12 protein-coding genes are annotated in these 13,281 nt (G+C 58.1%); 7 read left to right on the forward strand and 5 right to left on the reverse strand.

Translation table 11 applies throughout. The annotated features are described in order from the left end of the window. Positions 1-531: 531 nt before the first annotated feature. A complete protein-coding gene (locus J2D73_RS08350) occupies positions 532-2,190 on the forward strand; it encodes a carbohydrate porin (RefSeq protein WP_207881148.1) in 1,659 nt (552 codons plus the stop codon). A gap of 232 nt (positions 2,191-2,422) precedes the next feature. Here J2D73_RS08350 and J2D73_RS08355 read toward each other — a convergent pair whose 3' ends face one another. Genes J2D73_RS08355 through J2D73_RS08365 form a run of 3 tightly spaced genes read right to left on the reverse strand, consistent with a single transcriptional unit; the run spans position 2,423 to position 3,826 of the window. Continuing rightward, positions 2,423-2,650, reverse strand: coding sequence for a tautomerase family protein (locus J2D73_RS08355; RefSeq protein ID WP_207881149.1), 228 nt, complete (start codon positions 2,648-2,650; stop codon positions 2,423-2,425). An 8-nt stretch (positions 2,651-2,658) separates the two neighbouring features. Continuing rightward, on the reverse strand, positions 2,659-3,402 hold the full coding sequence (locus tag J2D73_RS08360; protein ID WP_207881150.1) for an SDR family oxidoreductase: 744 nt from the start codon (positions 3,400-3,402) through the stop codon (positions 2,659-2,661). 28 nt (positions 3,403-3,430) lie between these two features. Beyond that, positions 3,431-3,826, reverse strand: a complete 396-nt coding sequence (locus J2D73_RS08365; RefSeq protein ID WP_207881151.1) for a (R)-mandelonitrile lyase — start codon at positions 3,824-3,826, stop codon at positions 3,431-3,433. 117 nt (positions 3,827-3,943) lie between these two features. Between J2D73_RS08365 and J2D73_RS08370 the strand changes: the two genes are divergently transcribed. Continuing rightward, the gene (locus tag J2D73_RS08370) at positions 3,944-4,840 is read left to right on the forward strand and encodes a LysR family transcriptional regulator (RefSeq protein WP_207881152.1); all 897 of its coding nucleotides are present in this window, start codon (positions 3,944-3,946) and stop codon (positions 4,838-4,840) included. Positions 4,841-4,935: 95 nt separating this feature from the next. Here the strand turns inward: J2D73_RS08370 and J2D73_RS08375 are convergent, their stop codons facing one another. Further along, a complete protein-coding gene (locus J2D73_RS08375; protein WP_207881153.1) occupies positions 4,936-6,366 on the reverse strand; it encodes a helix-turn-helix domain-containing protein in 1,431 nt (476 codons plus the stop codon). Positions 6,367-6,502: 136 nt separating this feature from the next. Between J2D73_RS08375 and J2D73_RS08380 the strand changes: the two genes are divergently transcribed. The 4 genes from J2D73_RS08380 to J2D73_RS08395 all read left to right on the forward strand — a co-directional run bounded on the left by J2D73_RS08380 (position 6,503) and on the right by J2D73_RS08395 (position 10,646). After that, positions 6,503-6,880, forward strand: a complete 378-nt coding sequence (locus J2D73_RS08380) for a hypothetical protein (RefSeq protein WP_207881154.1) — start codon at positions 6,503-6,505, stop codon at positions 6,878-6,880. Between the two features lie 165 nt (positions 6,881-7,045). Next, on the forward strand, positions 7,046-9,265 hold the full coding sequence (locus J2D73_RS08385; RefSeq protein WP_207881155.1) for a malate synthase G: 2,220 nt from the start codon (positions 7,046-7,048) through the stop codon (positions 9,263-9,265). A 190-nt stretch (positions 9,266-9,455) separates the two neighbouring features. Continuing rightward, entirely contained in the window at positions 9,456-9,896 is a 441-nt protein-coding gene (locus J2D73_RS08390) for a CidA/LrgA family protein (protein ID WP_341535055.1), read from the forward strand. A 3-nt stretch (positions 9,897-9,899) separates the two neighbouring features. Beyond that, a complete protein-coding gene (locus tag J2D73_RS08395) occupies positions 9,900-10,646 on the forward strand; it encodes an LrgB family protein (RefSeq protein ID WP_207881156.1) in 747 nt (248 codons plus the stop codon). Between the two features lie 719 nt (positions 10,647-11,365). On the opposite strand, the gene J2D73_RS08400 is transcribed toward J2D73_RS08395, so the two are convergent. Next, positions 11,366-12,277: a LysR family transcriptional regulator gene (locus tag J2D73_RS08400; protein ID WP_207881157.1), complete on the reverse strand. Its 912-nt coding sequence runs from the start codon at positions 12,275-12,277 to the stop codon at positions 11,366-11,368. A 99-nt stretch (positions 12,278-12,376) separates the two neighbouring features. Here J2D73_RS08400 and J2D73_RS08405 point away from each other — a divergent pair, with 99 nt between their 5' ends. Next, entirely contained in the window at positions 12,377-13,243 is an 867-nt protein-coding gene (locus J2D73_RS08405) for an aldo/keto reductase family oxidoreductase (RefSeq protein WP_207881158.1), read from the forward strand. Positions 13,244-13,281: the final 38 nt, after the last annotated feature.

Consider the following 13,281-nt stretch of genomic DNA (forward strand, 5'->3'; position numbering starts at 1 on the left):
GCGTCCACATCCAGAGCTTGAATCACATCAGACCGATTTTCCAAACAGGCTCTTAAATGTAAGGCTTGAAGTTGAAGCCAGACAATAAAGCCTCCCCTTCCTGATGAGGCGATCATTAAGCGCGATCGTTGGCTTCGTGCGTGCCGTGCGTGGAGCGCATGTGGTCCACGAGGCGTCGGGAAATGGAATTTCGAGCGGAGTAAGTGGCCGGTCTTGAGCCGTCCGAAGGAAGTTCGTCTTCGGGCGCCTAAAGGGTTGATTAAGCGGCAGTGATTCGCCTGCGGCTAAGAGAGTCGAAATGTTTATTTTCTGAGGACGTAAGTTTTTCTAAATTTATCGTATTCAAGTCAAAGTATTTCAGGGTTGATTTCAGCTTTTTAACTTTATGAGCGGTGCGCTGTGACGCCATTACATATACGTAATGTGGATGGATGTTCAACGCAATCACGCAATTGAGATGAAACTTTATCTGACGTATGCGGAAAAGTAGTTAACAAGCAACAAGCCCAAAAAATGGGCGCAAGGCCAGAAATGAAAACGGAAATCGGCGCACTCGCCGCTGGAGATTCGTATCCGGCGAGCCAGAAGCCAGATCGCAGTGCTCCCGCACGTCCGCGTTTTGTCCCAACCGTCGTAGCTGCAATGGGGCTGTTCGCTGGAACTGCAGAGGCGCAAGAGGCTCTCCCCGTTGCAGGTCGAAGCACGGACCTTGCCGTGCACGCTCACACCTCATGGGCTACTGGTCCTATCGATCACGATCCAGCCAGCCCAGCACGAACATTATCCGGAGACCGGGTTACGCGGATCATTACGATTCCGTCGGTTACGTCGGGGCAAGCGCCGAATAAAATTGAAATAGCTCCAATGTTTTCTCCTGAAGTTTTTTCGGGATTTTTTCCGCCGCAATGGGATGCGCACCGTAATACGTTGCTGGAGGACCAATATTTCGCTCCGTCTCCGACGACCCAGCATCTGTTGCCGTCTTTGAACGGCTTCAGGCAAAGACTGGGTAATTACGGCGTCGGATTTCAGATGTCGTACAAGGCCGAAGCGCTAGGCGTCGCCAGTGGCGGTAAAGAGCGCGGGATGGAGTATATACACGAGGTCAACTTCCGCGTGGACCTCGATCTAAAGAAAATGCTCGGATTAGATGGCTGGTCCGTACATGGCCTGATCCTTGAGCGGGCAGGCCGCTCGGTCGGTAAACAAAAGCTCGGCGATTATTACATAAATTATGGAGAAATATACGGTCTTTCAGGAAATTCGGCGGCGCATCTTGGGTTTCTCTACGCCGAAAAAAGGCTCCTGAACAATCGGGTCGACATTATTTTTGGTCGTATGCCGCTTAGCACCGACTTCGCGACCTCTCCGCTGATCTGCACCTTTATGCTGCTCTGCTCTGCTCCGGTCGCATTGAAGCTTGACGCGGGTCTCAGTGTCTATCCGAAAGCGTCATGGGGGGCGCGCATTCGGATGCGTCCGACGCGCGACACAGTGCTTCAATTCGGCGCGTATCAGGTTCGCCCGACCGCAAGCGACATCAGCGGCTGGGCGTGGGCTGGCGAAGAGACTACCGGTGCGGCGTTCCCCGTGGAATTCACGTGGCAACCGTTTTTCGGATCAAAAAAACTCGTCGGGCATTACAAGGTCGGCTACATGCACGACACCTCGATCTATGCGGATAACATCGGGAAGCTATCGCCTGCTCTGGCGAAAGGGAATGGTGTATTCGCGCGTACGTCGCAAAGAGATTCGGTCTGGGTGTTGTTTGACCAGATGATTTATCGCAGCGGCGGCGTGACGCAGATGGACGGCGCCTACGTTCTGGCAGGGTATGTCCACAACACGCCGCGCAATTCGATCTATTCGGATGAAGCGTGGGCGGGAGCGTCGTTTGCCGGGTTGATTCCCGGACGAAATCACGATCGTCTGGGCGTGTTATACAACTATTATCGGGTGAGCCCGAGGCTGGAGACCGGCCAGCGCATTCGCGAGGATGCAGGGTTCAGTCTGGACGCCACCGTCGCGGGTCCGCAGAAAACCACATCGGTGATCGAGGTGAACTACGGTATCGACGCCATGCACGGTTTGCTCATCCAGCCGGAGTTCGAATATGTCTTTCGGCCGGGTGGCACCAGCCGAATTCCGAACGCGGCGGTGTTGGGCGTGAAAGTCATCGGGATTTTGTAGTTTATTTTGATACGAACCGCCGGGCGAATGGGGTCGGCGCCATTCTGTCGAGCATAATGGTCGATGGCATAGGGTCATATGACGACGCTGCCGTCATCTGGTGGGCGCCGCAGACGTTGAAAAGATTGATGGAGTGTCTGGACTGATGCTCAGCGATCGACCCTAAATGACCAGTCGATCCGCCATTTCAGCCTTTGTAGAAAGAGGGCGTTATCGATGTTTTGAAACCCGGCTACATGGAGTAGCCAGGTTTTTTGTAGAGATGGCTCTCTTTCTGAACGATGTCAGGCAGGTAAACCTGATTGCGCCAGTCAGGCGGTTGAACCTCTTCGAAGCTGATCGACACTGCATCATTTCCGTAACCAAGAATGGCAGTCACATTTTCCGTTATAGCTTCGGCAAGTCGCAGTTTTTTTTGCTCGGACTGCCCGGGCCACAGTTTTATAATTACATGCGGCATGAATCACCTCACCAAGGCTGACTGGTTGGACCGATCGTAAATTCGTTTATGTTGGTGTCTTCAGGCGCGTCGATCGCAAATGAAACCACGCTTGCAACCCGCTCGGGAGAGATGGCGTATTGGCTGTAAAGATTTTTCATCGCTGCAGCCGCGGTTGGATCAGAGATGCCGCCTAGCAGTTCTGTATTGATCGCCGCCGGATAGATGGTCGATGTGCGGATGTTGGAGCCTTCCATGGCGGATTCCATGCGAAGCACCTCCATGAAGTCGCGAACGAACCATTTGGTGCCCCCATAAATGGCGCTGCCCGGATAGGCTTTGAGACCTGCGACGGAAGAAACTGCAATGACCTGCCCCGATTTCTGCGCCAGAAAGAGAGGCATGGACGCTGCGACGCCGTTTAACACCCCCTTTATGTTGATATCGACGGCTGCGTTCCACTCGTCCGTTTTCAACGCGGAAACTGGCGATGTGGGCATCAGGCCAGCGTTGAGAAAGATGACGTCGACACAGCCGAACCTGTCTTCAGCGAGGCGAATTATCGCGTCGTTGTCGGCTGGGCTGGTCACGTCCATCGCAACGAAGGCGGCCGAGCCGCCTTCGGCTTCTATCGATTCGGCTATGGCCTTGAGACGATCTTCTCTCCGGGCGCCGAGCACGACTTTCGCCCCCTGACGCGCCAGCAAGCGGGCGCTCGCCTCGCCAATGCCCGAAGACGCCCCCGTTATTACGACGACCTTGTTTTCAATCATTGTTTTTTATCTCGCGAAAATTGTCTCGTCAGACGCCGTATTGCTGGTCCGAGACCTGCTCCATCCAGTCGACGACCGTGCCATTTTCGACTTCCTGAATGGCGATATGGGTCATGGCTGTGGCAGGCGCGGCACCGTGCCAATGTTTTTCTCCGGGCTCGAAAAATACGACGTCTCCCGGACGAATCTCTTCGAGAGCGCCGCCCCAGCGCTGCGCACGCCCAACGCCCGACGTGACGACGATGGTCTGGCCAAGTGGATGCGTGTGCCACGCAGTACGCGCGCCGGGCTCGAAAGTGACGCTTGCGCCCTGCACTCGATCCGGGGCCGCCGGGTTAAAAAGCGAGTCGATGCGGACCGTGCCTGTGAACCAGTCCTCTGGACCTCTCATTGAAGGTTTATGTCCTGCACGGAAAATTTCCATGTTATCTTCCTGTCTGTCACATGCTGATGGCGCGGCTCGCAGGCAGGAAGATAGGCGAAGCTTGCGGTCTGTGATTAGGGTGCATAGGGTTCACGCATCATTGAAATAAGCTCAGCAATGCCACGCGATCATATCAACGAAATAACCGCCTTTCTGACTGTCGCCAGAGAGAGGAGCTTCACGCGAGCCGCTGCCGAGCTAGGCGTCACGCCCTCTGCCCTAAGTCATACGGTCAAGGGGTTGGAAGAAAGGCTGGGTCTCAGGCTGCTTTCGCGCACGACAAGAAATGTGGCCACTACGGACGCCGGTGAACGTTTGTTGCAGCGGATGGGGCCATTGTTTGAGCAGGTGTCGGCCGAGCTTGATTCAATTACAGCCCTTCGCGACAAGCCGGCGGGGACCATTCGGATCACCTGCGTCGATGTAGCGATCGAGCTCGTGTTTCGTCCCAAACTTGCCGAATTCCTCCGGCGATATCCCGATATAAGTGTGGAAATCAGCATGGATTACGCATTCATTGACATTGTCGCTGAGCGTTTTGATGGCGGCGTACGTATAGGCGAATCCATAGAGCGCGACATGGTCGCTACGCGCATCGGCCCTGACTGGCGCTTCTGTGTCGTCGGAGCCCCTGCATATTTTGAACATCGCCCTGTTCCGGACACACCTCAGGAACTCGGGGGCCACAACTGTATCAACATGCGGATGGCAACTGCTGGAGGAAACCTTCGGTGGGAATTTCGTAGCCCCGAAGGTGAAGATTTTACATTGCGTGTTTCCGGGCAGGCTACTTTCAGCAACGCAATGTTGGTATTACAAGGCGCCTTGGATGGTTTGGGTCTTGGATACGTTCCATATGTGCTGGCTAAACCATATCTGGATGACGGCAGACTTATGGAAGTCCTGTCGGAGTGGTGTCCAGAGTATGAGGGGTATCATCTTTATTATCCCAGCCGAAAGCTTCACTCGCCCGCCTTCGCCGCGTTCGTCGAAGCGATGCGTTATCGCAACTGAGCATCGTTGAAATATTGTATTCTATCGCAGCGTTTTTTTTGAAACGAAATCTCGGACCTGTTACTTCAACTCGAACGCCGCTGTCCCGCGCGTCGTTATTTTTCTTCAAATGGGAAAGGCAACGCGGCCCGCTGATTGACGTCCGGCGTCAATCTGTGCGCGAGCGGAGGGAAAGCGCGGGAGCGGCAATCCACCCAGTCGCAAAGATGGCACGATATGCCGATCGGAGTTGCTTTTGCTTCCAGGTTGAGGCGCTCCCCATAAACCAGTTCCTTGGCGCGAGAGACGTCGCATCCGATGGCGACAGTCTGTCTTGGCCTTGGCTCGCCCCAGCGGGATACTCCGCTGGAGATCGTGCGCGCGACCGACAGGTAGCTCATGCCGTTGGTGAAGGAGCCGATCTGGACCTGAATCTCTCCGGGTGTTGAAAACGCTGTGCAGGCGTTCCATTGCGGGCAGGGGTTACCCTGACGCGGCATTGGAAAGCCGCATGAAGAAAAGCTTTTCGTGATGTTGCCTGCGGGGTCGAGGCGCGCGAAAAACAGAGGCACGCCTCGTGCGCCCGGCCGCTGCAGGCTGGCCAGCCTTTGAGCCGCCTGCTGGAACGAAACGCCAAAGCGCACCGTGAGAATGTCGAGGTCGTAGCGCAGGGAAACTGCGGCGTTCAGATAGGCTGTGTATGGCATCAGCAATGCGCCGGCGGCGTAGTTTGCAAGGCCGATATGCAGAAAGGTCCGCGCCTCTTCCGAACTTGGCGCGGCGTCTTTTATGACGTTCTCGATCGCTTCGCGTGCTTCAAACAGCATCATCTGGAAGGCGAGGTGAAACCCGCGGCTTTCGCGGGGAACGAGATCGGAAAGGATCAGCACGCGCGACGACGGGTCGTAGCGGCGCAGCACGTCGTCTACGGGCAGGACGCGGACGATGACTCCGTGACGCTGGCGCAACCTGGTCGCGATGGCGTGGTTGGTTTCAGCCTGCGGCAACGCTTCTCCCGCCGAAAACCCCAGATCACGGGCCATGTCGGCGCGAACGGCCTCCGCCACAGCTTCCAGTTCAGGAAAATAGTTCATCCGCTCGTCGTAAATGCGGCGAACTTCGTCCTGCGGGAGAATGACGCGCCGTCCTCCGGGCAGCGAAATCGACTCCGCATCGTGTCGTGCGGCGCGAAACGCCTGATGCAGCGTCAACACCGCGCGCGCGACTGTCGGCTGCGCCGCCAAGGTCGTGATCTCGTGGGCGGAGCCTTCCAGATCGGTGCCCAGTTCCGGATCTGACAGGGCTTCGCGCAGAAGGTTCTCGACCTTCTGTTCCTCTGTTCCCGAAAGGGTTTCGATGTTGACGTCGAGCGCGCGGGTGAACTTGATAAGCAGCGACGCGGTCACGGAGCGCTGGTCGTGCTCGATAAGGTTCAGGTAGCTGGCGGAAATGCCCAACCGCGCGGCGAGCGCCTGCTGGGATAATCCTCTTTCCAGACGAAGACGGCGCACGATTCGGCCGATGCGTGTTCCGGGACTGCTGCTCATGGGTTGATTTACAAATGTTCAGGGTTGTTTGTAAAGATGTTTACAACATTCACAGGCAGAATGACCTTTCCATCTGGAAGTATTCGCCGCGTTCATCCTAACTGACGTCACGAACGATCAATGGGGAGCGGCTGTCATGTCGATCCAGGGTGGTTGGGTCTGGGTGGACGATCTGGGGCGAGGCGCGAGCAATGTTGCATGCAGCGGGGTCAGCGGCTGCGGCTTCCTTGAGATTGGAGGAGCTTTTGCGCAGGCAGGCGCCTTGCGCTTGCCGAAACTGTTACGTGAGAACTCGCAGTCTGGTCATGCGACCGTCTGGCGGGCAGGAATAGGCGGCGACATTGTGGTGGGCGAGATGACGTGTTGCATGCGCGGAATCCATGCAGGCCCGCTTGATGTGGCTGCCACAATCGCCAGCGGCGGAACGTCTACGACGGTCGCCATGCATGGCTCCACCGGAAGCGGTCGACTTCGCAGGAAGGCGGCGTCCGGAAAGGATAAGACTCCGGACTAACGGAGCGCTCTCCCTGCTTGCGCTTCGTGCAGCGGGGGCGGGGAGTGAACATTTGTGTCTCTGCATCCCGGTCCGACCGATCCCGAGTGGGTCGGTCGGAAACCGTTTCAGTGGCTTTTTGAATTCCGGCGCGTAAAACCAGCGCTGTCAGTGGGAGAATCTGACATGACGACCCGTATCGAGATCGGTTCGATTAGCGTGGACCAAGGGCTCCACGCCTTCATCAACACCGAAGTCCTGCCAGGAACCGACGTTTCGGCGGCGACGTTCTGGAGCGGGTTGGCTGGTCTGGTCGAGACCTTCGGGCCTAAAATCAGGGAGGCTCTTGAAGCCCGCGATCAGTTGCAGGACAGGATCGACGCATTCTTCGGGGAAAACCCTGGCGCCGACGCTGACAGTCAGGTCGGATTTCTGCGCGAGATAGGGTATATCGAGCGCGAACCCAACGATTTTACGGTGTCGACAGACAGTCTCGATGATGAAATCGGGCGGGTGGCCGGACCGCAGCTCGTCGTGCCGGTGAATAACGCCCGTTACGCGCTGAACGCCGCGAATGCGCGGTGGGGCAGCCTGTATGATGCGTTCTATGGAACCGACGCGCTGTCGCAGTCAGCGCCGCTGACTCCGGGCAAGGCCTATAACGAACTGCGTGGCCGCGCGGTTGTGCAGCGCGTGCGCCTGTTTCTCGATGAGACGACGCCTCTTCTGTTCGGAAGTCATGTGGACGTGACGGGCTATTATGTCCGTCATGGCGAACTGCACGCGAAGCTCGAATGCGGTCGCACCACCGGGCTGCGGAGCCCCACCCAGTTCGCGGGATTCGCAGGGGAGGCGGGCGAACCGACCGTTGTGTTGCTGCGCAATCACGGGCTGCACATAGAACTGCGCTTCGACCGGGCTTCGGCTGTTGGCAAAACCGACAAGGCTGGCGTCGCGGATGTGATTCTTGAGTCCGCCCTCACGACAATCATGGATTGTGAGGACAGTGTTTCTGCTGTCGACGCTGAGGACAAGGTTCGCGTCTATCGCAACTGGCTCGGTCTTATGCGCGGTGAACTGACCGCGGAAGTGCCGCGCGGCGACAAGGTCGTGACGCGCAGGCTTGCTTCTGATCGCACCTATATCGGCACGGACGGCGCGCCGTTCACGCTGCCGGGTCGTAGCCTGCTTCTCGCCCGCACGGTCGGACACCATATGACCACCGACGCGGTGCTCGATGCAGGACTGGATGAAGCGCCGGAAGGCGTAATCGACGCAGCAGTGCTGGCTCTGATTGGTCTGCACGATCTGCGCAGTGAGCGGACGACGCGCAACAGCCGGGCCGGTTCGATCTATATCGTGCGCCCCAAGATGCACGGCTCGCACGAAGTGGCGCTGTCCGACGGCGTTTTCGCCGCGATCGAAGACATGCTGTCGCTGCCGCGCAATACCATCAAAATGGGTGTGATGGACGAGGAGCGCCGTACCAGCGTCAATCTCGCCGCGTGTCTGCACGCAGCGCGCGAGAGGGTCGTGTTCATCAATACCGGCTTCCTCGACCGGACGGGTGACGAAATCCACTCATGCATGAAGGCCGGGCCGGTCGTCCGCAAGGGCGACATGAAAGCCACGGCCTGGATCAAGGCGTATGAGAAACGCAATGTTGCAATTGGCATCAGGAGCGGCTTGACCGTTGGTCCCGACGGCCACGGCCAGATCGGCAAGGGCATGTGGGCCATGCCCGATCGCATGGAGGACATGCTGGAGCAGAAGGGCGCACAGCTTCGCGCCGGGGCGTGCACCGCCTGGGTGCCGTCTCCGACGGCCGCCACATTGCATGCGCTGCATTATCACGAGGTCGACGTCGCGGCGGCGCAGCGCGAATTACGACACGAGCCTGCGGCCCCGCTGTCGGAATTGTTAACCCTGCCGCTGGCTGGCGGACGGTCCTGGTCCGAGATGGAGATCGCGCACGAACTCGACACGAACCTGCAAAGCATTCTGGGTTACGTGGTGCGCTGGGTCGATCTGGGCGTCGGATGCTCCAAGGTGCCCGACATGAACAATGTCGGCCTTATGGAAGACCGCGCAACGCTCCGCATCTCTGCGCAGCATGTCGCAAACTGGCTGATGCACGGTGTCGTTTCACAAGATCAGGTTGAAAATGCGTTCACGCGTATGGCCCGCATCGTCGATCAGCAGAACGAAGGTGAGCCGGGTTATCGTCCGCTGGTAGCGAACACGGAAGGGCCTGCGTTCATGGCGGCGAAAGACCTTGTGTTTCGCGGCGCAGAGCAGCCGAACGGCTACACGGAGGCGATCCTGCATCGTCGCCGCCGGGAAGCGAAGCGTCGCGACACCATGGAGGCGACGCAGGACGTGACAGTCGGGTTTGCAGCAGGCTGAAAGCTGGGTAAGGGCGAGCTGATCGTGTCGGCCGGTCGGGGTTTCGCTATGCGGTCCCGATTGCGTGGCCGTCCTCGTCGCGCGACAAGGACGGACGCCCCTTCGTCACCCCATAGGCTCCTGCCGTGGTTAATCGTCGGCGGGGGCTGCCGTGCGCCGCTTCGCTGGCCTTGGGAAGTCAACTCCAGCCGTGAAGTGGTCCATGCCGGAAGCCTTCCTTACCCTTCTCCTCTTTCAGCTTATTGGCGTCATTGCGCAACGTGCGCTGACTCTGCCGATACCGGGTCCGGTTATCGGGATGTTTCTGCTCGCCGGGACGTTGCTCTGGCGCAAGTCACGGCAGACGCTTGCGTCTGACGATGCGGACGCTGCTGAAGCTCCGGCTGCATCGCCAGCGCTTTCGTCGCTGGCGCGGTCTTTGATCGCATGTCTCGGCCTGTTGTTCGTCCCTGCCGGGGTTGGCCTTGTCACCGAACTGCCGGTTCTGGGCGCCAACGTCGTGCCGATCGTTGCTTCCTTGTTCGGATCTACGGTTTTGGGATTGCTGGTGACGGCCTTTGTCATGCACCGGGCGACGCATGATGCGCCTGCGCCGGAGCAGGTCTCCGATGCCGACGGGCAGGTGCTCTGACTTATGGCGGACAGGTTTTTTGCATTCATTCACAATGTCTACGCGCAGGCGATTCCATCTCCTGACACAGAGACTCTGTTCTGGTTGTGCGCGACAATCGCCGCCTTCGTGGTCGGCATGCGTATCCAGATCCACCTGAAACGGGCTCCGTGGGCCAACCCGGTGCTGTTCGCGATAGTCGTCATTTCGACGGCGTTATTTGTCACGAAAACGCCTTACGACGCCTATTTTCGAAGTGTAAAGATCATCCATTTTCTGCTCGGGCCCGCTACGGTCGCGCTCGCGATTCCGCTCGCGGACTCCATCCGGCAGGTGACGCGGAGCCTGCCTGCCATGGTGTTGGCCCTGCTTGCTGGTTCGGTAACCTCTGTGGTCAGCGGCGTTCTTTTGGTCGTCGCGTTTGGCGGCAGCCATGAAGTGGCGCTGTCGATGGCGCCAAAAGCCGTGACAACGCCTATAGCTATAGCCATCACGCAGCAGATCGGCGGCACGCCGGCACTTACTGCCGCCTTCGCTATTCTTGGCGGGATCATTGCGGCCATGATCGGAGAAACGACGCTACGTCGTCTGGGAATCCATGACTGGCGCGCCCATGGTCTTGCGGCGGGAATAGCGGGTAGCGGCATCGCTGCGGCGCAGGTGGCGCAACGTGATCCGGTAGGCGCGGCGTTTGCGGCGCTGGGCATCGGATTGAACGGGTTGGTGACTGCGATCATCGTGCCTTTGCTGCTGTATATCCTGCCGGGGTAATAGCTGGTTTTATAAGTGACACAGCGAGAAAATTATAGAGCCGGGCGCTCATCCGGCTTGGGTAAACGCGTTTGCGGCGAACATCCGTTTAAAATTGTTGGGGAGTGATATGCCGCGAGGCAGGGTTCATGCCGGATACGTGGGTGGATTGAAGCGCGTGGTCGGGCAGCCGCTCACCTCGTGATTTTGACAGACGTTCTTGATGTGCATTTATTAGGAAAAGATTTCTGTAATTATTTTCCGTGCATTCTTTTGGGCGGTGGTCGATGTCGGTAAATTTTATCAGGCTAAGAGAATGCAACGTCGTTTGCTGCGAAGACGTGCGAACGGAGAAGAGCGGGAAGGATATTCTGATAGGCACATTGCATGGGCATATCTTCCCTAATAATCCAGCGGCGCCTGTGTCGTTTTGGTTGTGGATTCACTATTGCCTGCCCTCTCCCTGGAAGGGATTTATATTTTTGCGGTTGATCTCTGGTGAGGAGATTATAGATAGCGGGCGCTTTGATTTTCGTCGCGTCGCTTATGAGGAAGGATGCCTCAGATGGAAAGTGACGGGCATAAAGTCGTCTGTCGAAAGAAAAATCCTGTTTCAATATTCTCTTTCGGATGATGCTGCGACACCAGGAGTATGGATTGACGCGAAGACGATGTCGGTCGGACCTCGGCCTTTATCGGTATGACGCCATGCGGTTTGTCGATTCCTGACAACGGGGGCATCAACGTGATCCGTACGGACCCGCGCGAATGAAGTCGACAAAAGCGCGGAGAGGCGGAGGCAGGCGCCGCCGTCCAGGATAGTAGAGGTAGGGGCCGCTGAAACTCTGCCACCACGGTTCGAGAACGGGCGTCAGAGTTTTGTTGTCGAAGTAAGGTTGCAGCCAGTCTTCGAAAAAATGAATGACGCCAAGCCCGCGTACGGCGGCGTCGATGGCGAGGTCAACGCCGCCGCTGATCTGGACGAGCAGGGGTCCTTTCGGATCGATGGTTACAATTTCGTCGTCTTTCTCGAATTCCCATAATGGAGTGTGGCCGCTCGGAAAGCGGCCGCGCAAGCACGCGTGGCCGAGCAGGTCGCTCGGGCGTTCGGGGCGTCCGCGCTCCACCAGATAGGCGGGTGACGCAGCCGTCGCCACGCGTTGGGCGCGCGGGCCGATTGGGACGGCGATCATGTCCTGCTCCAGACGCTCGTCATAGCGAATGCCAGCGTCGCATCCCGCCGCCAGCACGTCCACGAAGCTTTCCTCGACGATGATCTCAAGCTTGATGTCAGGGTAGGTTTTCAGGAAGGGCGTTATGATCTGTGGCAAAATCAGGCGAGCCGCGCTTGCGGGCACATTGAGCTTGAGGGTCCCGGCCGGCCGATCCCGAAAGCTGCTGAGTCCATCAAGCGCCGCTTCGACCTCTCCCAACGCCGGGGCCAGGCGTTCAAGGAGGCGCCCGCCCGCCTCGGTCGGGGTTACGCTGCGCGTCGTTCTGTGCAGTAGCCGCAGGCCCAGCCGGTCTTCAAGGCGGCGGATCGCCTCGCTGAGTGATGAGGCGGACTGGCTGCTTTGGCGCGCGCCTTCACGAAATCCTCCTGCCCGACAGATTGTCACAAATGCCTGCAAGTCCTGAAGTTCGGTCGTCATTGTCCTGATTTCCGCACGGCCTGTGCATATTATGACGTATTATCGAGCAATCGGAAAGAACGCATAGTTTTCTCTGCATTCTTGTCTGGAGAGCGAAAAATGGCGGATATCAAAGACTCCGGAACGTTTATGCTGGGCGACCGCCCGGTGTTCCGTATGGGGTATGGGGCGATGCAACTCGCGGGGCCTGGCGTATTCGGCCCGCCCAAAAACGTCGAAACTGCCCGAGCCGTTCTACGTGCGGCGCTGGAAGCGGGCGTCAACCATATCGACACCAGTGATTTTTACGGCCCGCATGTCGTCAATCAATTGATCCGCGAAACGCTGTCACCCTATCAGGACGATCTCGTAATCGTCACGAAAGTCGGCGCCAAACGCGGCTCCGACGCTTCATGGAATCTCGCCCAGAGTCCGGCGGAACTGGTCGATGCAGTTCACGATAATCTGCGCAATCTCGGCCTGGACGTGCTGGACGTCGTGAACATGCGGCTCATGTTCGACATTCACGGCCCTGCTGAGGGTTCGATTGAGGAACAGTTCACGACGCTCGCCGACCTGCAGCGAAAGGGACTGATCCGGCATCTTGGCCTCAGCAACGCGACGGCGGCCCAGGTCGCTCAGGCGCAGACAATCGCGCCGGTGGTGTGTGTGCAAAACCAGTACAATCTCGCCCATCGTGAGGACGAACCGCTCATTGCGGAGCTTGAGCGGCAGGGAATAGCTTACGTCCCGTTCTTTCCGTTGGGCGGCTTTTCTCCGCTTCAGTCGGATAAACTGCACGATGTGGCGAAGCAGCTTGGCGCGACGCCGATGCAGGTTGCGCTCGCGTGGCTTCTGGCGCGCGCACCGAACCTCCTGCTGATACCCGGCACATCGTCGCTCGGGCATCTGGGAGAGAATTTCGCTGCGGCGTCTATCGTTCTTCCCGAAAGCGCCTTTGCTTTTCTCGAAGGTATTGCGGGGTAAGCGCACAGGGGGGGGCTGGTGGTGCGCGGGCATCCGGG

Origin of the sequence: Acetobacter sacchari (assembly GCF_017377715.1) — a bacterium.
Taxonomy (GTDB): Bacteria; Pseudomonadota; Alphaproteobacteria; order Acetobacterales; family Acetobacteraceae; genus Acetobacter; species Acetobacter sacchari.

Bases quoted from the DNA above. Each gene is read 5' to 3' on its own strand.
- J2D73_RS08355 (WP_207881149.1), bottom strand. From the start codon at position 2,650: ATGCCGCATGTAATTATAAAACTGTGGCCCGGGCAGTCCGAGCAAAAA.
- J2D73_RS08375 (WP_207881153.1), bottom strand. From the start codon at position 6,366: ATGAGCAGCAGTCCCGGAACACGCATCGGCCGAATCGTGCGCCGTCTT.
- J2D73_RS08365 (WP_207881151.1), bottom strand. From the start codon at position 3,826: ATGGAAATTTTCCGTGCAGGACATAAACCTTCAATGAGAGGTCCAGAG.
- J2D73_RS08380 (WP_207881154.1), top strand. From the start codon at position 6,503: ATGTCGATCCAGGGTGGTTGGGTCTGGGTGGACGATCTGGGGCGAGGC.
- J2D73_RS08350 (WP_207881148.1), top strand. From the start codon at position 532: ATGAAAACGGAAATCGGCGCACTCGCCGCTGGAGATTCGTATCCGGCG.
- J2D73_RS08385 (WP_207881155.1), top strand. From the start codon at position 7,046: ATGACGACCCGTATCGAGATCGGTTCGATTAGCGTGGACCAAGGGCTC.
- J2D73_RS08405 (WP_207881158.1), top strand. From the start codon at position 12,377: ATGGCGGATATCAAAGACTCCGGAACGTTTATGCTGGGCGACCGCCCG.
- J2D73_RS08400 (WP_207881157.1), bottom strand. From the start codon at position 12,277: ATGACGACCGAACTTCAGGACTTGCAGGCATTTGTGACAATCTGTCGG.
- J2D73_RS08370 (WP_207881152.1), top strand. From the start codon at position 3,944: ATGCCACGCGATCATATCAACGAAATAACCGCCTTTCTGACTGTCGCC.
- J2D73_RS08360 (WP_207881150.1), bottom strand. From the start codon at position 3,402: ATGATTGAAAACAAGGTCGTCGTAATAACGGGGGCGTCTTCGGGCATT.
- J2D73_RS08395 (WP_207881156.1), top strand. From the start codon at position 9,900: ATGGCGGACAGGTTTTTTGCATTCATTCACAATGTCTACGCGCAGGCG.